This is a genomic window from Actinoallomurus acanthiterrae (assembly GCF_054775715.1).
The window spans coordinates 9,717,429-9,739,569 of the sequence record NZ_BAAHCO010000001.1 but is presented as its reverse complement, the minus strand read 5'-3'; the positions used below and the strand labels follow the sequence as shown (position 1 = coordinate 9,739,569).

The 22,141-nt window shown below is 73.3% G+C and carries 20 protein-coding genes and 1 pseudogene; 9 read left to right on the top strand and 12 right to left on the bottom strand.

Annotation, left to right across the window (positions count from 1 at the left end; genetic code table 11):
- Positions 1–108: 108 nt before the first annotated feature.
- The 3 genes from ACYVF7_RS45890 (at position 109) to ACYVF7_RS45880 (ending at position 4,907) form a co-directional block, all read left to right on the top strand.
- Complete coding sequence (locus ACYVF7_RS45890; RefSeq protein WP_460352277.1) at positions 109–2,322, top strand: hydantoinase/oxoprolinase family protein; 2,214 nt, start codon at positions 109–111, stop codon at positions 2,320–2,322.
- Positions 2,319–3,923, top strand: coding sequence for a hydantoinase B/oxoprolinase family protein (locus ACYVF7_RS45885; RefSeq protein WP_460352275.1), 1,605 nt, complete (start codon positions 2,319–2,321; stop codon positions 3,921–3,923). The genes ACYVF7_RS45890 and ACYVF7_RS45885 overlap by 4 nt, the downstream gene beginning before the upstream one ends.
- 144 nt (positions 3,924–4,067) lie before the next feature.
- On the top strand, positions 4,068–4,907 hold the full coding sequence (locus ACYVF7_RS45880; RefSeq protein ID WP_460352273.1) for a TIGR03619 family F420-dependent LLM class oxidoreductase: 840 nt from the start codon (positions 4,068–4,070) through the stop codon (positions 4,905–4,907).
- A gap of 91 nt (positions 4,908–4,998) precedes the next feature.
- Here the strand turns inward: ACYVF7_RS45880 and ACYVF7_RS45875 are convergent, their stop codons facing one another.
- Both ACYVF7_RS45875 and ACYVF7_RS45870 read right to left on the bottom strand, forming a co-directional pair.
- Positions 4,999–5,418 carry a hypothetical protein gene (locus ACYVF7_RS45875; protein ID WP_460352272.1) on the bottom strand — a complete coding sequence of 140 codons (420 nt, stop codon included), beginning with the start codon at positions 5,416–5,418 and terminating at the stop codon, positions 4,999–5,001.
- A 289-nt stretch (positions 5,419–5,707) separates the two neighbouring features.
- Positions 5,708–6,364 carry an enoyl-CoA hydratase/isomerase family protein gene (locus tag ACYVF7_RS45870; protein WP_460352270.1) on the bottom strand — a complete coding sequence of 219 codons (657 nt, stop codon included), beginning with the start codon at positions 6,362–6,364 and terminating at the stop codon, positions 5,708–5,710.
- A 236-nt stretch (positions 6,365–6,600) separates the two neighbouring features.
- On the opposite strand from ACYVF7_RS45870, the gene ACYVF7_RS45865 reads away from it, so the two are divergent.
- On the top strand, positions 6,601–6,831 hold the full coding sequence (locus ACYVF7_RS45865) for a DUF397 domain-containing protein (RefSeq protein WP_460352268.1): 231 nt from the start codon (positions 6,601–6,603) through the stop codon (positions 6,829–6,831).
- Entirely contained in the window at positions 6,744–7,265 is a 522-nt protein-coding gene (locus tag ACYVF7_RS45860) for a YkvA family protein (protein WP_460352267.1), read from the top strand. Before ACYVF7_RS45865 ends, ACYVF7_RS45860 begins: the two co-directional genes overlap by 88 nt.
- Positions 7,266–7,277: 12 nt before the next feature.
- Here ACYVF7_RS45860 and ACYVF7_RS45855 read toward each other — a convergent pair whose 3' ends face one another.
- Positions 7,278–8,723: a GAF domain-containing protein gene (locus ACYVF7_RS45855; protein WP_460352265.1), complete on the bottom strand. Its 1,446-nt coding sequence runs from the start codon at positions 8,721–8,723 to the stop codon at positions 7,278–7,280.
- Between the two features lie 472 nt (positions 8,724–9,195).
- Positions 9,196–9,753 carry a TetR/AcrR family transcriptional regulator gene (locus ACYVF7_RS45850; protein ID WP_460352263.1) on the bottom strand — a complete coding sequence of 186 codons (558 nt, stop codon included), beginning with the start codon at positions 9,751–9,753 and terminating at the stop codon, positions 9,196–9,198.
- Positions 9,754–9,849: 96 nt separating this feature from the next.
- Here ACYVF7_RS45850 and ACYVF7_RS45845 point away from each other — a divergent pair, with 96 nt between their 5' ends.
- The 3 genes from ACYVF7_RS45845 to ACYVF7_RS45835 all read left to right on the top strand — a co-directional run bounded on the left by ACYVF7_RS45845 (position 9,850) and on the right by ACYVF7_RS45835 (position 12,437).
- Positions 9,850–11,253 (top strand): amidase, encoded by a 1,404-nt coding sequence (locus ACYVF7_RS45845; RefSeq protein WP_460352261.1) that lies wholly within the window; start codon positions 9,850–9,852, stop codon positions 11,251–11,253.
- Positions 11,254–11,446: 193 nt separating this feature from the next.
- The gene (locus ACYVF7_RS45840; protein WP_460352259.1) at positions 11,447–12,061 is read left to right on the top strand and encodes a hypothetical protein; all 615 of its coding nucleotides are present in this window, start codon (positions 11,447–11,449) and stop codon (positions 12,059–12,061) included.
- Positions 12,062–12,155: 94 nt separating this feature from the next.
- A complete protein-coding gene (locus tag ACYVF7_RS45835) occupies positions 12,156–12,437 on the top strand; it encodes a hypothetical protein (RefSeq protein WP_460352258.1) in 282 nt (93 codons plus the stop codon).
- A gap of 22 nt (positions 12,438–12,459) precedes the next feature.
- Here ACYVF7_RS45835 and ACYVF7_RS45830 read toward each other — a convergent pair whose 3' ends face one another.
- From ACYVF7_RS45830 to ACYVF7_RS45795, 8 genes and pseudogenes are all read right to left on the bottom strand, one after another.
- Positions 12,460–13,122 (bottom strand): response regulator, encoded by a 663-nt coding sequence (locus tag ACYVF7_RS45830; RefSeq protein ID WP_460352257.1) that lies wholly within the window; start codon positions 13,120–13,122, stop codon positions 12,460–12,462.
- Between the two features lie 3 nt (positions 13,123–13,125).
- Positions 13,126–14,973 (bottom strand): sensor histidine kinase, encoded by a 1,848-nt coding sequence (locus ACYVF7_RS45825; protein ID WP_460352255.1) that lies wholly within the window; start codon positions 14,971–14,973, stop codon positions 13,126–13,128.
- A 58-nt stretch (positions 14,974–15,031) separates the two neighbouring features.
- Entirely contained in the window at positions 15,032–15,793 is a 762-nt protein-coding gene (locus tag ACYVF7_RS45820) for a glucose 1-dehydrogenase (protein WP_460352253.1), read from the bottom strand.
- Between the two features lie 7 nt (positions 15,794–15,800).
- Positions 15,801–17,897, bottom strand: a complete 2,097-nt coding sequence (locus ACYVF7_RS45815; protein WP_460352251.1) for an acetate--CoA ligase family protein — start codon at positions 17,895–17,897, stop codon at positions 15,801–15,803.
- Entirely contained in the window at positions 17,894–18,016 is a 123-nt protein-coding gene (locus ACYVF7_RS45810) for a hypothetical protein (protein WP_460352249.1), read from the bottom strand. The genes ACYVF7_RS45815 and ACYVF7_RS45810 overlap by 4 nt, the downstream gene beginning before the upstream one ends.
- A 398-nt stretch (positions 18,017–18,414) precedes the next feature.
- Positions 18,415–19,395, bottom strand: a pseudogene (locus ACYVF7_RS45805) (class I adenylate-forming enzyme family protein); the annotation flags it as partial.
- Between the two features lie 227 nt (positions 19,396–19,622).
- The gene (locus ACYVF7_RS45800) at positions 19,623–19,961 is read right to left on the bottom strand and encodes a VOC family protein (protein WP_360889533.1); all 339 of its coding nucleotides are present in this window, start codon (positions 19,959–19,961) and stop codon (positions 19,623–19,625) included.
- Positions 19,958–20,356, bottom strand: coding sequence for a Zn-ribbon domain-containing OB-fold protein (locus ACYVF7_RS45795; RefSeq protein WP_460352248.1), 399 nt, complete (start codon positions 20,354–20,356; stop codon positions 19,958–19,960). Before ACYVF7_RS45795 ends, ACYVF7_RS45800 begins: the two co-directional genes overlap by 4 nt.
- Positions 20,357–20,485: 129 nt before the next feature.
- On the opposite strand from ACYVF7_RS45795, the gene ACYVF7_RS45790 reads away from it, so the two are divergent.
- A complete protein-coding gene (locus ACYVF7_RS45790; RefSeq protein WP_460352246.1) occupies positions 20,486–22,129 on the top strand; it encodes a penicillin-binding transpeptidase domain-containing protein in 1,644 nt (547 codons plus the stop codon).
- The last annotated feature ends 12 nt before the right edge of the window (positions 22,130–22,141 follow it).

Genomic DNA, 22,141 nt, shown 5'->3' with positions numbered 1-22,141 from the left:
GCGTGCGGGAGGTCATCTGGTCGATTACCTGACAGGTAGGGGCGTTGACAGCGGTTCGGCGGCTCCTTACGCTCACCAAGCGGGCGCTAGGTTGGGTGGAGGTTCTGCGTGGCGGCACTGGCCAGTGACATCGGAGGCACCTTCACCGACGTTGTCCTGGTCGCGGACGGCCGCGTCCACGTGGCCAAGACCCTGACGACCCCCGACGATCCGACCGAGGGACTGCTGCGCGGCGTCCGCCGCGTGCTCGCCGACGCCGGGGTCGCGCCGGCGTCCGTCGACCGGTTCACGCACGCGACCACGCTCGCCACCAACGTCATCCTCGAACGCAGGGGCGCCGCCGTCGCGTTCGTCACGACGCGCGGCTTCCGCTCGATGCTCGCGCTCGGCCGCCAGGCACGCGTCGAGGAGGAGCGGTACGACCTGGCGTTCTCGCCGGGGGAGCCGCCGGTTCCCCTGACGCACACGTTCGAGGTGCCGGAGCGCCTCGCCGCCGACGGCACCGTCCTCACCCCGCTCGACGAGACCGCCGCGCGGCGGGTCGCCGAGCGGATCGCGGGACTGGGCGTCGCGGCCGTGGCGATCTGCCTGCTGCACTCCCACGTCGATGACGCGCACGAGCGGCGGCTGGCGTCCCTCATCGCCGAGCGGCTCCCCGGCGGCACGCCCGTCGTCATCTCCTCGGAGGTCTGGCCGGAACTCGGCGAGTACGAGCGGGCGACGACCACGCTCATGTCGGCGTACGTCGGCCCCGTCATGGCCGCCTACCTCCGCCGCCTGCGCGACCGCCTGAGCGAGCTGGGCATCACCGCGCCGGTGCACGTCATGGAATCGGCGGGCGGCGTCCTGCCCGCCGAACTGGCCGCCTCCCGCGCCGTCTACACGATCGAGTCGGGCCCGGCGGCCGGCGTCGTCGCGGCGGCCCGGGAGGGCACGCGGCGCGGGCTGACCGACCTGATCTCCTTCGACATGGGCGGCACGACCGCCAAGGCGGGCCTCGTACGGGGCGGCCGACCGGGCGTCACCCACGAATTCCAGGTCGGCGGTACGGGCAGCTTCGGCGGACGGCGGCCGGGCACCGGCGTGCCCATCAAGGTCCCGGCGATCGACCTGGCCGAGGTCGGGTCGGGCGGCGGCTCGATCGCCTGGGTGGAGTCCGGTGCGCTCCGGGTCGGACCGCGTTCCGCCGGCGCCGCGCCCGGCCCGGCGTGCTACGGGCGGGGCGGCACGCTGCCGACGGTCACCGACGCCGACCTGATGCTCGGCTACCTCGACCCGGAAGGCCTCGGCGACCTCCGGCTCCGCCCCGACCTCGCCGAGGAGGCCATCGCCCGGCACGTCGCCAAGCCGCTCGGCGTGGAGGTCGTCGAGGCGGCCGCGGCGATCCACGACATCGCCGGCGCGCAGATGGGCACGGCGGTGCACGTCGTCACCGTCCGGCGCGGCATCGACCCGCGCGGCTTCACGCTCGTCGCGCTGGGCGGCGCGGCCCCGACCCATGCCGTCGGCCTCGCGGAGCGGTTCGGCATCCGCCGGGTGCTCGTGCCCGCCCGCTGCGGTGTCGGGTCGGCCGCCGGACTGCTCCACGCCGACCTGGCCATCGAGCGGTCGCGGACCTTCCTGGCACGCACGGCCGACGCCGACCCGGCGGCGCTCGAGGCCGTGCTCGCCGACCTGGAGACGGCCTGCCGCGCCGACCTCGGCGTACGCGACGCGGGAGGCCGGGTCGACCTTGGCGAGCGTGAGGCGGGATGCCGTGTCGATCTCGGCGAGCGTGAGGCGGGAGGCCGGGGCGACCTCGGCGAGCGCGAAGAGGGAAGCCGGGTCGTGCGCTCCGTCGGGCTCCGGTTCGCGGGACAGGCGCACGCCTTCACCGTCGAGCTGCTCCCCGGACCGGTGACCCGCGAGACCGTCGAGGCCGCCGTCGCGGAGTTCTACGCCCGGTACCGCGAGTCGTACGGCATCGACCTGCGTGACCCGGCGGAGCTCACCGTCGCCCGGGCGCGCGTGTCCCTGCCCGCCGGCGCGCCGGAGGTCCGCGCGACGGACGCGCCCAGGCCGGCTCCGGACCGCGTCCGGCGGGTGTGGTTCGAGGGAGCGTTCCGTGACGTCCCGGTGCGCGAACGGACCGCCTGCGCCGTCGGGGAGCGGTTCACCGGCCCGTGCGTCATCACCGAACCGCAGGCGTCGCTGCTCGTGCCGCCCGGCTGGACCGGCCTGGTCGACGAGCACGGCGCCGTTTCCGTGGAGAAGGCCGGTCCCGTGGAGAAGGCCGTGTCGGTGGAGAAGGCCGTGCCCGTAGAGAAGGGAGACCGCAGGTGACCGACGACCTGACCGCGGAGATCCTCCGCAACGCCCTGCGCGTCGCCGCTGAGGAGGCGAGCATCGTCGTCGTCCGCTCGGCGTACTCCACCTTCATCGTCGAGGGCGCGGACGCGGCGGCGGCCGTCCTCGACGCGCGCGGACGCCTGGTCGCGCACTCGCTGTCCACCGCGCTCATCCAGTGCGCGAGCCTGCGCAGCGCCCTCCCGTACGTCATCGACGCCTACCCGCTCGACGCCATGAGCCCGGGCGACGTCTTCTGCCTCAACGACGTGTACCAGGGCGGGATCCACGCCAACGACCTGCTGGTCTTCCGGCCGGTCTTCCTCGACGGGACACCCGCCTACTTCACGGGCACCCTCATCCACGTCGCCGACCTGTCGGGCCTGTCGGCCGGCGGCATGGCCAGCGACGCCACCGACGTGTTCCTCGAAGGACTGCAGCTGCCACCGGTCCGGATCGCCACCGCCGACGGCTGGGACGACGGGCTCACGCGGGTGCTCGCCGCCAACAGCCGTACCCCCGACAGACTGCTCGGCGACCTGCGAGCGCTCGTCGCCGGCGCCAACGTCGCCGCCCGCCGCCTCGAGGAACTCGCCGCCGGACCGGGCCTCGGCGCCGGGATCGACGCCTATCTCGCGCACACCGAGAAGCGGATGCGCGCGGAGCTCGCGCGGCTGCCGAAGGGCACCTACGAGGGCGAGTACGCCGTCGAGGACGGGGACGAGCGGCACTGGGTCCGCGTCGCGGTGACCGTTCACGGGGACGGGGTGCTGGTCGACTTCACCGGCACCGACCCCCAGGTCCCGAAGCCGGTCAACTCGGGCTTCTCACAGACGCTCGGCGGGGTGCTGTACGCGCTGCGCTGCTTCGTCGACCCGTCGCTGCCGATGAACGAGGGCTGCTTCGCGCCGGTCGACGTGCGGATGCCCGAGGGAAGCCTGGTCAACTGCACGAAGCCGTACCCGGGCGGGGGCCGGTGGGGAACGGTCGCCGCCGCCGAGGAGGCGATCTTCGCGGCGCTCACCCGGGCGCTGCCCGGCCGTGGCGCGGCCGCCTCCGGCATCCTGCAGGCCTTCAGCCTCAGCGGCGCCACGAGCCCGTGGCTGCACATGGCGTTCGATCTCGGCGGCATGGGCGCGCGGTACGGGCGGGACGGGCCGGACGCGACCGGCGCGCTGTTCGGCGGCGGCCGCAACATCATCCCGCAGGTCGAGCCGATCGAGGCCCGGCTGCCGGTGCGGGTCGAGGAGGTCGCGCTCGTCCCCGACTCCGGAGGACTCGGCCGCTGGCGGGGCGGGCTCGGCACCCGCACGGTCATCCGGGTGCTGGAGGACGCGCGGGTCGACACGCGCGGCGACCGGCTGCGCCACCCGCCCGCCGGAGCCGCGGACGGCGGGCCCGGCGGGGCGGGCGGCTACCACCGCGAGCGCCTCGACGGGACCCGCGAACCGCTCCCCGCCAAGGCGACCCGCTCACCGTTGCGCGCGGGCGAGGCCCTGGTCGTCGAGACGTCCGGCGGCGGCGGATACGGCGACCCGGCCGAACGCGACCCCGAGGCCGTACGGCGGGACCTCCTCGACGGCAGGGTCACGCGGTGAGGTTCGGCGTCCGCCGTCGTGCCGTGTGCCGAGGCGTCTGGCTGGAGCTCTTCGACGGGAGGGTCATCCGGTGAGGTTCGGGGTCTTCCTTGGTGTCGTGCGCTGGGGTGTCCGGCGGGAGTTGCTCGACGGGAGGGTCGTGCGGTGAGGTTCGGCGTCCCCCTTGGTCTCGTGCATCCGGGCATCTGGCGGGACCTGACCGTCGAGGCCGACAGGCTCGGCTTCGAGTCGGTGTGGATGCCCGAACACCTGGTCTTCGCGACCGACCTCTCGACCGCGACGTACCCGGGGACCGACCGGCCCGGCATCGTGCCGTCCACGCCGCTGTTCGACGCGCCCGCCTATCTGTGCGCGCTGGCCGCCGTCACCGAACGGATCCGGCTCGGCACGGCCGTGCACCTGTTCGCGTTGCGTCACCCGTTCGTCGCCGCGCGGGCGTTCGCGACGCTGGACCACGTCTCCGGTGGGCGCGCCATCGCGGGGGTGGGTGCCGGGTGGTACGCGGGGGAGTGGGACGCGGCCGGGATCGACTTCGCGAGCCGGGGACGGCGGCTGGACGAGGCCATCGACGTCGCCCGCCGCCTGTGGACCGAGGACGTCGTCGAACACCATGGAGAGTTCTTCGACTTCGACGAGGTCGCCTTCGAGCCGAAGCCGCGCGGCATCCCGATCCTCGCGGGCGGTGAGTCACCGGCCGCGCTGCGCCGCGCCGCCACCCGGTGCGACGGGTGGATCAGCATGCCGCACACCGTTCCATCGATCCGTCCGCAGCTCGACCGGCTTCGCCCTCTCCTCGCGGACCGGCCGGACGACCGGCCCTTCGAGATCACCGCCCACGCGTACGGGCTGTCCGGCCCGGACGAGGTCGGCGCGTGGGCCGCACTGGGCGTGGACCGCCTGATCGTACGGCCCTGGACGCGCACCGGCGAAGCCCTCGAGGCACTGAAACGCTTCGCCGAACAGTACGAGATCGGCGGCCGCTGACTCGCCGCCGCGTCATGTCCCCTCGGGGTGACACGACGCGGCGGCCCCTGTCACGTGCGGCTCGGCCGGTCTCTCCCGTCGGCGCGCGAGGTCACCAGGACTTGGTGCACTTGGTGCTCAGCGTGTCGGTCGTGGCGCACGACCAGGCCTTGTAGCCGGAGTCCTTGTGCCATCCGCCGTAGACCCACACGTTCTGGCCATTGTCGGAGTAGTGCCAGGAATAGCGGTGGCCGTGCCGCTGGCGGACGAGTGCGAAATAGCACGTCGAGGCCTTCGGGTATCGATAGTAACGGCCGCGGACGTACCAGAAGCCCTTTGACTTCTCGGCGTCCATCGCCGCGTAACAGCCGTAACTCGTGGCGCCCTTGACGACGTTGTAGTGGATCGCTCCGCTGGCCGCGACACCGTCGGCTCCGGCCTTCGCGCTCGCGGACGCCGGCGTGCCGAGTACGGCCACCATCGCCGCGCCCGCCAGAGCCCCGGCCGAAAGAATCCGCCTGGTCGACCTCATTTTCCGCGTACCTCCGTCGAATACTCGACTGGCTTATTCGAGACCAAGGGATGGTAGCGGGATGACGCTTCGGGTTTTGTGACTTTCTCCACGAGAGTGGAATGGAACGAGGGCGGGGCGGCCTCGCTGCCACTCGAGGCCGCCCCGCCGACCGTCTCACGCGACCGGACGCGCGAAGTCGCCGAGACGGTCCAAGACCAGCCCGCGATGGCTGCCGCAGGAGCGCTGGTCGTATTTCCGACTATACCAATAGGAAATCCTGTGTAAAGGGGGATCGGGGTGCCCCGCGTCAGGTCGCCCGGAGGGCGGCCAGGATCGCCTCGTACATCACCGTGCGGATCTTGGCGATGGTTCCGCCGTCCTTGCCGGTCAGCGGGGTGGCGAGGCCGACCGCCGTGGCCAGGACCTCGGCCTCCGGGACGGCCCGGTCGACGATGCCGGCGTCCTGCGCCTCCTCGGCCGCGTACCGCCGGCCGGTGACCATGGCCTCGTGCGCGGTGGCCTTCGGCAGCCGGCCCTGGACCAGGGCGGCCATGCCGGGGGTGAAGGACAGTCCGAGGTCGACCTCGGGCAGGCAGAAGTACCCGCGGTCGGTCCGCATGACGCGGTGGTCGTGCGTCAGCGCGAGCATGGCCCCGGCCGCGAACGTGTGGCCGTTCAGCGCCGCGACCGTCGGCATCGGAAGGGTGAGGAACCGCGCGAAAAGGGCGTGGATCCGGTCCAGGTAGGGCCCCCACTCGTCGGGGTTCCGCCCCAGCCAGTCGAGGTCGAGGCCGTTCGAGTAGAACTTCCCGGTGCCGGTCGTCACCAGGGCCTTCGGCCCCTCGGTGGCCTCGAGCTCGTCGAGGATCTTCTCGAGCTCGTCGAGGAAGCCGGGGCTGAAGCGGTTCTCTCCCTCGTCGAAGCGAAGGATCCGTACGTCCCCGTCCCGGCGCAGCTCGATCATGCCGTCTCCCCTTTTGCTACTGGCGAGTAACTGTTGGGATGAGCATCTCACCTCCGTGCCGTCGGGTGAAAGACGTGGATCGTCCGCGTACGGCGCCCGCGGACGGTGCTCCGAGGAGTTTGCGGGCCGCAGCAGCGCCGGTATTCGGACCCGCGCCGACACGCCCGCCCGATAACCTGGGGTGCGTCGCCTCCTGGCGGCGGCACGAGCGTTCCCCCGAGCAGAAGAAGGACGGCATGAGCGAGGAATCCGGCTCCGTCGAGATCCTGTTCGTCGACGGCGCAGACGTGCCGATCAAGCACAAGCACGCCGACCGCATGGTCGTGATGCGGGACGCCGCCAAGCCCGACGGCGACGCGCTGTACTACACGCCCGCCGAGTGGGAGGCGTTCATCCTGGGCGTCAAGGACGGCGAGTTCGACGACATGGTCGAGGACGCGCCGAACCCGTCCGAGCCGGCCTCCTGAGGGAGGTCCTCACCGGCCTCCTCGCGGCGGCGGCCGGTCTGCTCCTGCTCTGGCTGCTCCTCGTCGGCTTCCTGGCGCTGGCGCGGCCGAAGGGCGCCACGCTCGGTGCTTTTCCCGACCAACCCGCCCCGACCGACCTCCCGGCCGCCGTACGGCTGCTGCCCGACCTCCTGCGGCTCGTCACCCGGCTCGCGCGCGATCCCACGCTGCCCCGGGGCGTGCGGATCCGGCTGTGGCTGCTGCTCGCCTACCTGGCGATGCCGATCGATCTCGTCCCCGACTTCATCCCGGTCCTCGGCTACGCCGACGACGCGATCCTCGTCGCCGTCGTGCTGCGCTCGGTGATCCGCCGGGCCGGACCGGAGGCGGTCGCCCGCCACTGGCCCGGCGACGAGCAGGGACTCGAGGCCGTCCGCCGTCTCACCCGCACCTGAGCCGGCCCGCGTTCAGTCGTCGCGCAGGGCGCGGTCCCACCGGAGCTGTGCGGAGACCCGGCGCGGATCCCCGGGCGGCAGCGCGCCCGCCAGCTTGGCGAGGACCTCCAGGTCGTCGTCCGCCACCTGCGCGTAGCACCACAGTGCCTCGGCGTCGCCGCGGTGCAGGACCTGCCGGCGCAGCTGGGCGGTCAGCTCGTCCCGCTCGGCGTGGACGGCCGGTGACTCCGAGCGGGGGAGCAGCGGCCCCGGATACAGGCGTGCGGCCGCCGCGATGTCACCGGCCGCCAGCAGCCGCCGTACGGTCAGGAAGTCGGCCTCGACGTCGCAGTCGAGGCGGTAGGGCTTGGCCCGGACGATGTTCCCGAGCTGCCCGCGGAGCCGGTGGATCTCCGCCCGGACGGTCACCGGATTGCCCTCGTCACCGTAGATGTACAGCGACGACTGCTCGCCCGTCAGCCCGCTCGGATGCAGTGCCAGCAGCGCGAGCAGCTCCGCGTGCCGCAGGGACAGCGGGATGCGCCGGCCGTCGAGGAAGGCGCAGGGCTGTTCGTCGCCGAGCAGCCGCAGGGTGAGCGAGCACCGGTCCTCCGAGCCGGTGGCGCGCAGCAGGTAGGCCTGGCCCAGCGTCTCCGCCACGGCGGTCCGGCCGTCGGGCAGCGCCACCCGGGCGCCTGCCTCCGGAACGACGACCCGCCCGCCGCGCCAGCCGTCGGGGGCGGCGGCCAGGATGCGTCCCGTCGTCGTAACCAGCGCCCGCGTGTCCCCGCGCACGTGGCGCATGTAACGGGCGCGCAGGCACTCGTCGCGGTGGTTCATCTCCAGGGTCAGCCAGGCCTCGGTGAGGCGGGCGGCTGCCTCCACCAGCGCGACGACGGCCGGATGCAGGGCGTCGACCGTCGCGCTGATGTCCACACAGGCGATCACCTTGCCGGTGTCCGGGTCGACGATGGGCGCGCCCGCGCACGACCACGGGTGGAGCACGCGGACCAGGTGCTCGGTGGCCCGGACGTACGTCGGGGCGCCGGTGCTCAGCGCCGTGCCGATGCCGTTCGTCCCGATGACCTCCTCCGACCAGCGGAACCCCTCGATCAGCCCGACGGCGTCCGCGCACCGCCGTACGTCGCTCGGGCCCTCGCTCCACAGCACCCGCGCGTCGCCATCGGTGATCACCATGAGGTGGGTCGTGGCGTCGGCCACGCCGCGCAGCGTGTCGCGGAGCTGCGGCAGGTGCCGGTCCAGCGGGTGGGCGGACCGGACGTCCGCGACCCTCGCCGCGTCGATCGCCTGAGGCGCCGCGCACATCTCCGGGTCGACGCCCGCCGCCAGCGAACGGCGCCACGACTCGCGGATCGGCGGGCGGCCGGTGAGGACCGATGCCGTGACCGCCGCCTCACACAGCACGGCGGTCCGGCGATCACAGTCCGCTGGGTTGTCGCACACGTGGCTGCTTCGCATGGTGCTTCTCCATGGGGGCGTGTCTGCCCCGAGCATTGGGGCTGGAGACCCCGGCCGCAAGCGGTTCGGCCAAACTGGCGACCTGCGATCATCGCCTTCGGTCATCGAGCGGTTGCAACCTGTTTGCAACCCTGGGCCGTCTAGCGTACGTTCCGCGACCGCAACGGGGCGTCACCTTTCCGCTCCGGGCCGCGGTCGTACGTGCAGGTTCGCCCGGACCCGTGAGAGGGGACGGATCCGGTGCACCGCGCACGCGCCCGCCGCCGTTGGGCTCGCCGGGAGAGGAGGCCCCGGCGGCGGGCGGCCCACCTTCGATCAGTCCGATCGGGGTGCGGCCCACCTTCAGCCGACCCGATCGGGGTCGTCTTCGGCTGACCGATCGGGGTCGTTTCGGCGGGTCCGATCGAGGTCGTCTTCGGCTGACCGGTCGGTGTCGTCTTCGGCCGGTCCGATCGAGGCCGCCCGCCTCCCGTCAGTCCGATCGGGGTGCGGCCGCGCCGTACAGCAGGAGGCGGAGGGCCTCCGCGGTTCCCGAGGAGTCGCCGGTGGCCAGGCGGCGCACGGCGAGGCCGTAGAGCAGCGCGACGACGGTGGGCGCCTTGGCCTCCGGGTCGGGGATGTCCAGGGCGGTCAGGATCGCGGTCGCCAGCCGGTCGTACGCCTCCATCGAGCGGACGGCGGCCTCCCGCACCAGCGGGTCGCGCGAGGCGTGCAGGTGCAGCTCGAGGGTGGCGACCTCCTCGGGGCCGCGCGGCAGGTCGGCGATGGCGCGCTCGGTCTCGACGACGGCCTGTTCGGGGGTGATGCCCTGGAGTCGTGCGGCGATCTTGCTGATCCGCTGGATCTCCTCGTCGACGTAGCGGCTGAGGGTCTCCCGCAGGAGTTCGGCCTGGTTGGGGAAGTGATAGGTCAGCGACCCCAGCGCGACGCCCGCGGCCGTCGCGACCCGCCGGTTGGTGACCGCGCCGACGCCGTGCTCGCCGATCAGGCGAAGGGTGGCGAGCAGGATGCGTTCTCGTGTGTCTTCCATCTCGGGTCAAGTCTGGCGTATTGGGCCCTTTTCACCGAAGCCCGTTCGGGATTATCGTTCGTTCGAACGAACGAATGTGAACCTCGGGGGGTTCCTGTGATCGAAGGACTCGCCAAAGACGCCGCCCGACTCGCCGCGGGTGAGGTCTCCTCCCGCGAGCTCGTGGAGTACTCCCTCGAGCGGATCGAGCGCGACACCCTCGGCGCCTTCCGCGTCGCCTGCGCCGACCAGGCACTGGAAGACGCGGACCGGGCCGACCGATGGCACGGAGAGGAGCGCCCCGCGCTGCTCGGGGTCCCGGTAGCGATCAAGGACGACACCGACCTGGCCGGGCACATCACCCCCTTCGGCTGCCGCGGCAGGCACGAGCCGAAGACGGCCGACAGCGAGGTGGTCCGCAAACTCCGCGCGGCCGGCGCGATCATCGTGGGCAAGACCAACACCAGCGAGATCGGGCAGTGGCCGACCGGGGAGACCCTCGGCTTCGGGATCGTGCGCAACCCCTGGGACTCCGATCGCACGCCGGGCGGGTCGAGTGCCGGTTCGGCGGCGGCGGTCGCGGCCGGCCTGGTCTCCGGGGCGGTCGGCTCCGACGGCGCGGGCTCCCTGCGCATCCCCGCCGCCTGGACCGGGCTCGTCGGCCTCAAACCCCAGCGCGGCCGCGTCTCCGTGTGGCCGCACGTCGACCCGTTCTACGGCATCGCGGTCGCCGGCCCCCTCACCCGTACGGTCGAGGACGCGGCGCTGCTCCTCGACGTGCTGACCGGCAACCACCCTGACGACGTCTACCGCCCGCCCGCGCCCGCCGAGCCCTACCGCGAGGCCGCCGCGCGGGAGCCCGGACGGCTGCGGATCGCCGTCTCGTTCCGTTCGCCGTTCGGCGTGCCGTCCGCGGTCGACCCGGAGATCCGGGCGGCGGTGCTGCGCCTCGCGGGCGTCCTCGCGGACCTGGGACACGACGTGTTCCCGGCCGACCCGGACTACGGCCTGATCGGCCTGGCCTTCCTGCCGCGCGGGACCGCCGGGGTCGCGGACTGGCTCGACGCCACCCCCGACGCCGACCCCGAACCCGCCACCCGCACGGAGGCGTTCCTCGGCCGCCACATCGGACGGCGGCTCGTACCCGCCAGCCGCCGCGCCGAACCCCGCATGGGCCGCCGGATCGGGAAGATCTTCGAGCGCGCCGACGTCGTCCTGACCCCGGCCACCGCCCAGTTCCCGTTGCGCATCGGCGCGCTCAGCGGCCGCGGCTGGTGGGCGACCGGCAAGCTCGCGGCGGCGGCGTGCCCGTTCTGCTGGGCCTGGAACGTCCTCGGCTGGCCGGCCATCGGCGTGCCCGCCGGGCTCAGCACCGCCGGCCTGCCGATCGGCGCGCAGTTCCTGGGCCGGAAGAACGACGAGGCCACCCTCCTGTCGCTCGCCGCCCAGCTCGAGGCCGCTGAACGCTGGCCCGACCGCCGCCCGGTGGAGCTCCCCAGCAGCGTCGCAGACCTGGCCTAGCGGACCGGCGAGCGGTCGCCGACCGATCCGGCCGCCCGGCCTGACGGCGGGCACCGAGGGGCGCGGCGCTCTGCCGAGGGTTTCCGGGCACCGGGGAGACCCTCGGCGATCATGACCGCCTTGGGGGCACGTTTAAGTGATCTGTTCCCTTTGCGGATAATCGGTGGTCGCGGGGCCGCGTAGCTTGGCGGGTATGGCGGCGTTCGGGCAGTTCAGGGGCCATGTCGGTGTGCTCGCCTCGCTGTCGTTCGTCATCGTGGGCGCCGCCGGGTGCGGGTCGTCCTCGGGCGCGCGGACGGCGGCGTACGGGACGACGGCCAGTCCCTCGCCGACGGCGGGCGCGCAGCGCACGATCAGGGTCCCGGACTCCTTCGCCGACTACACCAGGCTGACCAGCGCGGACGCCCAGCGCGTCATCCAGGACATCCGCAAGGCCCAGGCCCAGCAGAACCCGGTGTTCGCCGCCAAGATGAAGATCGCGGTGTTCCAGCGGCACGGGGACGCCCACCAGCGGATCGCCTTCATCGGCCTGGCGGCCGGCGACCACCCGACCATCGCCCAGGAACTGCGTTCGAACCCGCCTGCGGCCGAGGTCGACTCCGCCCTCGCGGCCATGCCGCTCTCCGGCCCGAAGGACTACCCGGCCGGACCGCTCGGCGGCACCCTGCGCTGCGCCCCCGGATCGCGCGGCGGAGCCGGGTGCGCGTGGGCGGACGGCTCCACGGTGGGCGTGGTGGCGGGCTCCGCCCCCTCCGCCGACGAACTGGCGCGGACGACCCTGGCCCTCCGCAACGCCGCCGAGCGCTGAGACCCGCACCTGACGAAAGTCAGGGCGATCACCGCCGATCGTTCACTGTGGCGACCCGCCGCCGATTCCTACCGTCGTCCGGACACGACACGACGTGTCCCGCCATGCCCCTGGCGTCGCGGCCCTGATCGACACGGCCGGGTCGCCGGCACTACACCTTCACCGACGACGAGGCGACCATGCCGCAGATCGCGCGGCGCTTCGACGTGCCGAAGGCCTCATCGACGGGTGGATCGGCACGGTCGACTCCACGCGGATCGTCGCCGCCGAGCGCGCCTACATCGGGGCGTTCTTCGACGAGCACCTGCGCCACCGGCCGCAGCGCCTGCTCGACGGCCCGTCACCGCGTCATCCGGACGTCGTCTTCGTACGGTGACGACCCGCGGGAGGCCCCGGCCTCACGGACCGTCCTCGCGTACGAGGCCCGCTTCGTACGCGAGGATCGCGGCCTGGACGCGGTTGCGTACGCCGAGGCGGGTGAAGACGGCGCTCACGTACGCCTTGACGGTGCCCTCGACGAGGTGCAGGCGGCGGGCGATCTGCGCGTTCGACAGGCCGGTGCCGACCAGGGCGAGGACCTCCCGCTCCCGGCCGGTCAGCGTGTCGACGCGGGCCCGCGCCTCGGCGCCACGGGACAGGCGGCCCCGGTTCAGCTCGGTGATGACGCGCCGGGCCACCGGGGGTGAGAGGTACGCCCCGCCGTCGGCGGCGGCCCGTACGCCCGCGATGAGCTCGCGCGGGTCGCCCGCCTTGAGCAGGAAACCGGCCGCCCCGTCGCCGAGCGCCCGGGCGATGTACTCGTCCTCCCCGAACGTCGTCAGCATCATCACGGCGGTGTCCGGGACCGCCCGCCGGATCTCCGGTACGGCGCTGAGCCCGTCCAGCCGCGGCATCCGGATGTCGAGCAGCGCGACGTCCGGCCGGTGCGAGCGGGCCAGCTCGACGGCCTCCCGCCCGTCGGACGCCTCCGCGACCACCTCGATGCCGGAGTCCGTGGCGAGGATCGCGCGGACGCCTGCACGGATCATGGCCTCGTCGTCGGCGAGGAGCACCCGGATCATCGATCAGTCCCTTCGCATCCGGTCGGCGGGCGAGATGACGTCCTTGGCGATGAGCCGGCCGCTGGCGAAGCACAGCCGGTACACGTCTCCCACGCCGAGCGGATTGTCGTCCGAGCGGTAGTACTGGCACGACGCGCCGCGCGGCGGCACCGGGCCGGAGCCGACCGGGGAGTCGATCATCTCCACCGCCGGCAGGTCGATCGACGAGCGGGCCTGACCGACCCGCAGCCGGTCGAAGCGCGCCGGGTCGAGGACGGAGTTCTCCGTCGTGTAGAGGTAGTAGCCGAGCAGGGCGATCGCCAGGCTCGCCGCGATGGACAGCGGCACCGTCAACGCGGTGACCAGCCCGCGCCGGACCTGCCCGCGCGCTCGCGCCAGGCCCTGGGCCGAATCGATGCCGCCCGCCGCGCCGTCGCCGGGCGACCTGGCGGGCGGCGCGTGCGGCAGCCGGGCGAGCACCTCGAACCCGCCGCCGTACGGGCCCGCGCGCAGCGAGCCGCCCGCGAGCCGGACGCGCTCGCGCAGCCCGACCAGGCCCAGGCCGCCGCCGGGCGCGTCCGGCGAACGGCCGGGCGGCTCGTCCGCCGCAGGACTCGGTGATGCGGGCTGCAACCTCTTTGCCCCTGGCTTCTGTGAGGCGGGCTGCGGCCCGTTCGCCCCCGGCTTCGGCGATGCGGACTGCAAACCGTTCGTCCCCGGTTTCGGCGATGCGGACTGCAAACCGTTCGCCCCTGGCTTCGGCGATGCGGACTGCAATCCGCTCGTCCCCGGCTTCTGTGAGGAGTGCGGTCCGTTCGCCCCTGGCCTCGGCGAGGCGGGCGGCGGCTCGTTCGTCACCGTCACGACGGTCTCGTTCTCCGATCGCGTCAGGCGGACCGTCACCGCCGCGCCGGGGGCGTGCTTGGCGGCGTTCGTGAGCGACTCCTGCACGACCCGGTGGACGGCGTGGCCGGACATGTCCGGCAGGGGCACGGGCCCGCCGTCCTCGCGCTCGTCCCGCAGCTCGACCGGCAGGCCCGACGCGCGGGCGCGTTCGACCAGGTCGGTGACGCTCTCCCGGGCCGGGGTCAGCGGCACGGCCGGATCCACGCCGGGCCCCTCACGGAGCACGCCGATGATCTCCCGGAGGCGCTCGGTCGCGGACGCGGTGCCCGCGCGGAGCTCCCCGGCGGCGGCGCGATGGCGTTGGGGGAGGTCGGACGCCATCTCCAGGGCGCCCGCTCGCAGGGCGATCAGACTGAGCTCGTGGCCGAGCGAGTCGTGCATGTCCTGGGCGATGCGCGCACGCTCGCGCAGCCGCTCACGGTCGGCGACGATCCGCTGTTCGCGTTCGAGGCGTTCCGCACGCTCCCACCCGGCCCGTACGAGCTCCTGCTGGAGCCGCCGGTAGCGGCCGATCAGCCACGGGCACATGACCAGGAACACCAGCGCGAGGGTCAGGTCGAACCAGGTCACCACCCACCGGGTCGCCGAGCCCTCGACGGTCCCGACGGCCACGGCCAGGGCGAGTTCCAGGAGGGCGATCGCGACGAACGACAGCAGCACGGGCCGGTCGCGCGGCAGCCGGCGGCCCGCCAGGTAGCCCATGACGGGCAGCGCGACGACGTACGACAGCGAGAACGGTCCCGGGCGCACCACGACGTACGCCCACTGCAGGAGCGGGAGGGCCGCCGCCGCGTACAGCGCGGTGAGGGGGCGGGACCGCGCGATCGCGACGATGACGCCGACGGCGGCCTGCCCCGCCGCGGCCACGGCCCAGGGCGCGCCGACCCCGCCCTGGGCGACCCGCTCCGCCAGCATGCTGAGCGCGAAGAACCCCCAGAGCAGCACGTCCCTGACCGACCTGTGCACGGCCGAACCGTACCTGCCTGGGCCTCCGCGCCGGTACTGACGAAAGTCGGGTCCTCGATCAGTAGCCGGCGCCGGTGAGCATGCCGCCGTCGATGAGGACCTCGCTGCCGGTGCAGTAGCCGGACTCGTCGGAGGCGAGGAAGACGACCAGCGCCGGCACCTCGTTCGGCTTGCCCATCCGTTTCAGCGGCAGCGCGTTGAAGAACGCCTCGGCGCTGTCGGCGGTCGCGGCGACCACGTCCGGGTCCATCGACATCGCGGTGAGGATGGCCCCGGGGTGGATGGAGTTGACGCGGATGCCGTACGCGCCGAGTTCGCGCGCCGCCGCCTTCGTCAGCCCGCGGACGCCGAACTTGCTGGCGGAGTACGCCGCGAGTCCGGACGCACCGATGAAGCCCTCGGTGGAGGAGACGTTGACGATGGACCCGCCGCCGGCCGCCCGCATCGGCTCGATGACCGACTTCACGCCGAGCCACTGCCCGATGAGGTTCACCTCGATGATCCGGGTGCACTCCTCCAGGGTCATCTCCTCGATCGTCCGGTGCCTGATGATCCCGGCGTTGTTCACCAGGACGGTGAGGCCGCCGAAGGTGGTGACGGCGGTGTCCACGGCGGTCCGCCAGTCCTCCGGCCGGGTCACGTCCATCGGCACGAAGCGCGCCGCGTCCCCGAGCTCGGCGGCGAGCTTGCCGCCCTCTTCCTCCAGGACGTCGCCGAACACCACCCTGGCGCCCTCGGCGACGAACCGCCGTACATGGGCCTTGCCCATGCCGCGGGCGCCGCCGGTGATCAGCGCCACCTTGCCGTCGAGCCTGCCCATGGCCACCTCACGCTCTCCGCCGCTGGTCGCGGACCTTGGCCACCGCCACGGCCGTGGCGGCCGCCTCCACACTCCGATAGGTCGGTATCCCCGCCGCCCGGGCGATCGACCGCAGCTCGTCCTCCACGCCGGGCGGGGCGTACTCGGCGTTGCGCAGCGCGAGGATGACCCGCGTGCCGGCCAGCTCGCGCTGCAGCTCCCCGACGCCGCGCGCGTACGCGAGGAGCGGGTCGGCGCTGTCGCCGAAGGTGAAGAAGCTCTGCACGTTCACGTGCGTGATCACGTCCGGGTACGGCCGGTCCGCGGCCCGCTGGATCGCCGTGACGACCTGCCGCACGAGGTCCGGCTTGCCGCGCGGGCCCACCGGGATCTCCAGGGGGTTGCCGGGGACGGCGCCGACGGGCAGGCCGAGGTCGACGCCGGGCAGCGGGGCGAGCCGCAGCCCGGCCCGGTCGAGGGCGTCGGCGGCGAGCACGCTGGCTCCGCCGCTCGGCCCGATGACCAGGACGTCGGGGGAGACGGGCACCTCCCGCCCGGCGTGCAGGTCGAGCAGGTCGAGGGCGCCGATCAGGTCGTCCTGGGCGGTGACCAGCGGCAGCCCGGCCTGCTTTCCCAGGGCCTCCCAGACCCGGGCGTCGCCGACCATCGCCCCGGTGTGCGACGCGGCGGCCCGGTGGCCCTGCGCGGAACGCCCGCCGACGAGGGCGACGACCGGCTTGGACACCGCGCGCAGCGCCTCGAACAGCGCCCGGCCGTCGCGCGGGTCCTCCAGGTACAGGCCGATCACGGACGTGTCGTCGTCGGCGGCGAAGTGGCGCAGCAGCTCCGCGGGGCCGACGTCGGCGCTGTTGCCGACCGTGGCGACCTTGGAGAAGGCCAGGCCGCGGTGCTCGCCGACCTTGATGACCTCCCCGGCGAGCCCGCCGCTCTGCGAGATCAGCGCGATCCGTCCCGGGCGGCCCGGCCGCCCGCCGATGAACGTCTGGCCGCCCGCCGGGGAGTACACGCCCATGCAGTTGGGACCCAGCAGGCGCACGCCCGCGTCGTGGGCGGCGGCGAGGAGCTCATCCTCCAGGCTCGCGGCGCCGGTCTCCCGGAAACCGCCGCTCATCACCTGCACGAAGGGGATGCCGCGGGCCTCGCGCACGACGTCCGGGCAGCGCTCGGCGGGGACCGCCACCAGCGCGTAGTCCACGTCGGCCCCGTCCAGGGACGGCACGCAGGGCACCCCGTCGATCTCGTCCGCCGTCGGATGAACGGCGACGAGACGACCGGCGTAGCCCGCCGCGCGGTAGAAGCCGAGGAACATGTTGCCGAAGTTCGGCCGCTTGGTGGAGGCGCCCACGACCGCGACGCCGCGCGGCGCGAACAGCCGGTCGAAGTCCTGCGCCGCCGGAGCCTCCGGGTGTTCGGGCGGGGTCACGCCGGCGGGGCCCAGGAGGCGGGCGTCCACCGCGACCGCCCCTTCGGGCGTGCAGATGACCGGGTTCAGCTCGAACTCGGTGAACCCCTCGCCGAGGCTCTCGACCACGCCGCCGGGGCCGCCGACCGCGAGCAGCACCTTGACGAGCGCGTCCCGGTCGACCGCGGGCGACCCGCGGAAGCCGTCGAGGAGGGCCGCGCCGCGCAGTTCCGCGAGCATCTGCCGGGCGTCGTCCTCGGTGACGGGGCACAGCCGCAGCGCGGTGTCGCGCAGCACCTCGGTCCAGACCCCGCCGAGACCGACCAGCAGCACGGGCCCGAACGACGGGTCGCGGACCGCACCGACGATCACCTCGACGCCGGGCGGTGCCTGCTCCTCCACGAGGTAGCCCTCGACCGCGACACCCGATCCCGCCAGCGCCGCCCGGATCTCGGCCGCGGCCCGCGCCGCCTCGACCGGCGAGCCGAGCCCGAGCCGTACGGCACCGGCCTCGCTCTTGTGCACCAGCCCGGGACCGTACGCCTTGACGACGAGCGGCGGCGTCAGCCCGCCCGCGGCGACGGCGACGGCCTCGGCGGACCCGGACGTCGCCCCGCGCGGCACGGCGATCCCGAAGCCGGACACGAACTCCTTCACCACGTGCTCGGCGGTCACCACAGGCGACTCCATAGCGTTGCTCACAGGCGCTCCAGCAGGTCGGCGTATCGGGCGCGGATCTCGCGGCGCAGCAGCTTGCCCGGGCCGCCGGACGCGTCCTGGGTGTGCGGCAGTTCGTCCGCCACGACGACGAGGTCGGGCACCTGGTGTGCGGGCAGCGGCAGGCGAGCCGGGCCCTCACCTCGTCGGCGTCGAGGACGGCTCCGGCACGGGGGACGACCGCCACGAGGATCCGCTGCTCGACCGCGTCCTCGCCGTCGGCCTGCGCCGGGACGCCGACGACGCCCGCCTCCTTCACGCCGTCGAGCTCGATCGCCGCGTCCTCCAGGCCGCTCGGCTGGGACCAGACGCCGCCCTTGAGAATGGCGTCCTCGCGCCGGCCGAGCACGGTCAGGAAGCCGTCGTCGTCGACGGTCCCCAGGTCGCCGCCGACGTACCAGCCGTCACGGAGGACCTGCGCGGTCTTGTCCGGCAGCTTGTCGTACCCCTGCATGAGGTTCGGCCCGGTCAGGTTGATCTCGCCGACCTGGTTCACGAGCCGCTCGCCGTCCGGGCCGGTGACGCGCACCGCCGTGGAGGTGCGGGCCCGGCCCACGGAGGAGATGTCCTGGCTGCCGTCGTCCTGCCGCCCGATGCAGGTGTACGGGGCCTCGGTCTGGCCGTAGTAGCTGAGGATCGCCGCCCCGGGCAGCCGCTTCATGATCCTCTCGCGCAGGGACGGGAGCAGCGGCTCGCCGCCGAGCACGATCGCCGACAGCGACGACAGGTCCACGTCGGCGTGGTCGTCGGACCCGAGCAGGGCGGAGAAGAAACTGGGGATGAGGCTGACGTGGGTCACGCGTTCGCGCGGCACGACCTTGAGGAAGTTGGCCGGTCCCCAGTCCTGCTCGAGGACGAGCCGCATGCCCGCGTAGAACGCCGGGCCGACCAGCGCGGGGAACCCGATGCCCCAGATGATCGCGCCGGTGCCCATGACCGAGTCGGCGGCGTGGGGGATGTCCAGCCAGATCTGCGCCGAGGCCAGGCTGGAGGAGTGCGTGTGCCGGACGGCCTTGGGCAGGCCGGTCGTGCCCGAGGTGTAGAACAGCGCCATCAGGTCGTCGCCGTGCCCGCCCAGCACGGGCTCGTCCTCGGTGGCGGCGGACGCCAGCGCGTCGAGGTCGACGGCGTCCTCGGCCGGCCCGCCCACCCGGAGCCACCGGCGCACTCCCGGAAGCCGGGGACGTACGGCCGCGACGAGCTTCTCGACGCTCGCGTCGTACACGAACGCGGTGCACTCGGAGTGCTCGACGACCTGGGCGAGGGTGTCCTCCGGCCAGTACGGGTTGAGCGCGCAGACGACCGAGCCGAGCTTCATCTGCGCCAGGTACACCTCGGCGACGTTCAGCGTCTCGTTCATCAGCGAGGCGACGCGCTGCCCGGGGCCGATCCCCGCCTCCAGCAGCGCGTGCGCCACCCGGTTGACCTTCCGGTTGAGCCCGTCGTAGGTGAGGCTGGTCTCGCCGCAGTAGGTGAGTGCCACCTTGTCCGGGGTGCGCAGCGCGCCGGCGGTGAGGATCGCGTACCCGTAGTTGCCGAATGGTGATCGCGCCACTGGAGTCTCCTGGTGCGGGGGAGGGGGCTGATCGATGGGAGCGGTTGTCCGGGCCTCGTCGAGGGATGGGCGTCGGGCGGTCACGGGAGCCGGTCATGGCGCCGATCGCGGAGAACAGGTGTCGGGTGGTCACCGGGGCGGTCGTGGGTGAGCGGTCAGCGCGGCGCGTAGACGACGAGGGGGTTGTCGTCGGGATCGCGGAGCACGGCCCTGGTCTCGTGCGGTCCCTCGTCCGGACCGGCGACGAGCCGGGCGCCCGCGGCGGTGAGCCGCTCGACGGCGGCCGCCACGTCGGGGACCTTGAACGACGCGGCGGGATCCCCGCCGGTGACGTCCTCGGCCGGTCCGGCCAGGGCGAGCGTCGTGCCGCCGGCGTCCAGCGCGGCGAATCGCCCGCCATCGGTGAACTTCACCGCGAGCCCCAGCCCGTCGCGGTAGAAGGCGACGGCCCGGTCGACGTCGCTCACCGGATACAGGACGTTGCCGATCTTCACGCTGGCCTCCAGTTGGGGATGCGGCCGAATCCGGGGAGCTCGTCGAAGCGCACGCGCACGGGCATGCCGACGCGCACCTCCTCCGGGGCGATGTCGCCGACGATGCCACCGAACGCCCGGACGCCCTCCTCCAGGTCGATCCAGGCGAGGACGTACGGCGTCGTGAACCCGGGAAGGAACGCCCGGTGGACGACGCTGAAGGTGTGCACCGCGCCGCGCCCGGACACTGGCTCGTACGGCAGGTCCGTTCCGCCGCAGTGCGGGCAGGCGGGCTCGGGGAGGTGGACGCGGCGTCCGCACGCCCGGCAGCGCTGGACGGCGAGCTCTCCGCGCTGGCACGCCTCCCAGTAGGGCGCGGTCAGCGCGCTCGGCCGGGGCAGCGGGCGCGGGTCCATCGATTGCCAAGCTAGCGCACGCTTGGTAGGCGGGCAAGACGTGGTGATCTTCGATGTCCAGCCCGCTTTGACGGCGGCCACTACGATTGTCCGGGCGGGGGACGTTAACGTAGGGGAAACTCGGGGCTGATGGGACACAAGAAACTCTGGCTGATCGTCGCCGTCGTCGCAGTGGTGCTCGTAGCGGCCGCAGGGGGCGGAGCGTACGTCCTGCTCCGCACGAAGGGGAGCCCGGAGGCGACCGCCGAGGAGTTCCTCGCCGGGTGGCGGCACGGCGACCTGACGGCGATGCGGACCGCGACGGCCACGCCACCGGCCGACTTCGACCAGTACTACCAGGGCCTGCGCACCGGTCTGGGCGTCACGAAGGTCGAGGCCTCACTCGGCGGGGTCACCAAGCACGGCAAGCAGGCGACCGCGCCCTTCAGCGCCGTATTCACCCTGCCCGCGGGGACCTGGAAGTACCAGGGACGGCTTCGTCTGGTCACCAGCCACCGTGAGTGGAAGGTCGCGTGGGGCCCGGAGGCGATCCACCCCGACCTGCACGCCGGCCAGCACCTGACGACCTCGTCCAAGTGGCAGCAGCGCGGCAAGGTCGTCGCCGCCGACGGAAGCGCCATCGACGGCGCCGACGTGTCCGGCTCGGTCCAGCAGCTCGTCGGCATGACCGCGCCCCTGACCACCAAGCAGGCCAAGAAGCTCGGCACGCCGTACGCCAAGGGGGACGTCGTCGGGCAGTCGGGCATCCAGCAGCGTTTCGACAAGCGGCTGGCCGGCACGCCCACGACGACCATCTCGACCGCCGACGCGTCCGGCCGCACGGTCAAGGCCGTCGGCGGGTTCACCGGCAAGCCGGGGCAGGACGTCAGGACCAGCCTCGACCTGCACATCCAGCAGGCGCTCTCGAACGCGCTCAAGGGCCAGAAGAAGCCGACGTCCATGGTGGCGCTGCGTCCCGCGACCGGGCAGATCCTGGGAGTCGGCAACATCCCGGGCGGCTTCGACCGGGCGATGCAGGGCATCTATCCGCCCGGCTCGACCTTCAAGGTGGTCACGGCGTACGCCCTGCTCCAGGCCGGGCTCACCCCCTCGTCGAAGGTGCAGTGCCCGAAGAAGGCCAACATCGGCGGGCAGGTGATCCACAACTCCGAGGACGAGGGCGGCGCCGCCGACATGACCTTCAAGGACGCGCTCGCCCAGTCCTGCAACACCGCCTTCTCCCTGCAGACCCAGAAGCTGCTCAGCGCGCCGAAGCTGGCGAGCGCGGCGAGCACCTTCGGGTTCAACCAGAAGATCGATCCCGGCGTCACCGTGCGGCCGGGCAGCTTCCCCACGCCGACGAGCGACGCCGAGAAGGCGGTCGCCGGCTTCGGTCAGGGCCGCGACCTGGCCAACGCCCTCTCGATGGCCGGAGTGGCGGCCGGTGTCGCCGACGGCACCTGGCGGCCCCCGGTGCTCGTCACCCAGCCGGCGGTGCCGCAGAAGGCCAAGGCCTCCCGGCTCGACTCCTCGGTCAGGAGCAGCCTGGCGGACATGATGCGCGCCGTGGTGACCTCCGGCACCGCCAAGCCGGCCGGGCTGCCCGCGGGCACGGCCGGCAAGACCGGCACGGCCGAGTACGGCGCCGCGCAGGGCAAGGACAAGAAGCCGAAGACGCACGCCTGGTTCATCGGCTTCCGCGGCGACGTGGCGTTCGCCGTCGTCGTCGAGGACGGCGGCTTCGGCGCCAAGGCGGCGGCCCCCATCGCCGCCCGCTTCCTCAAGTCCCTGTAAGCGGGCGAGGGG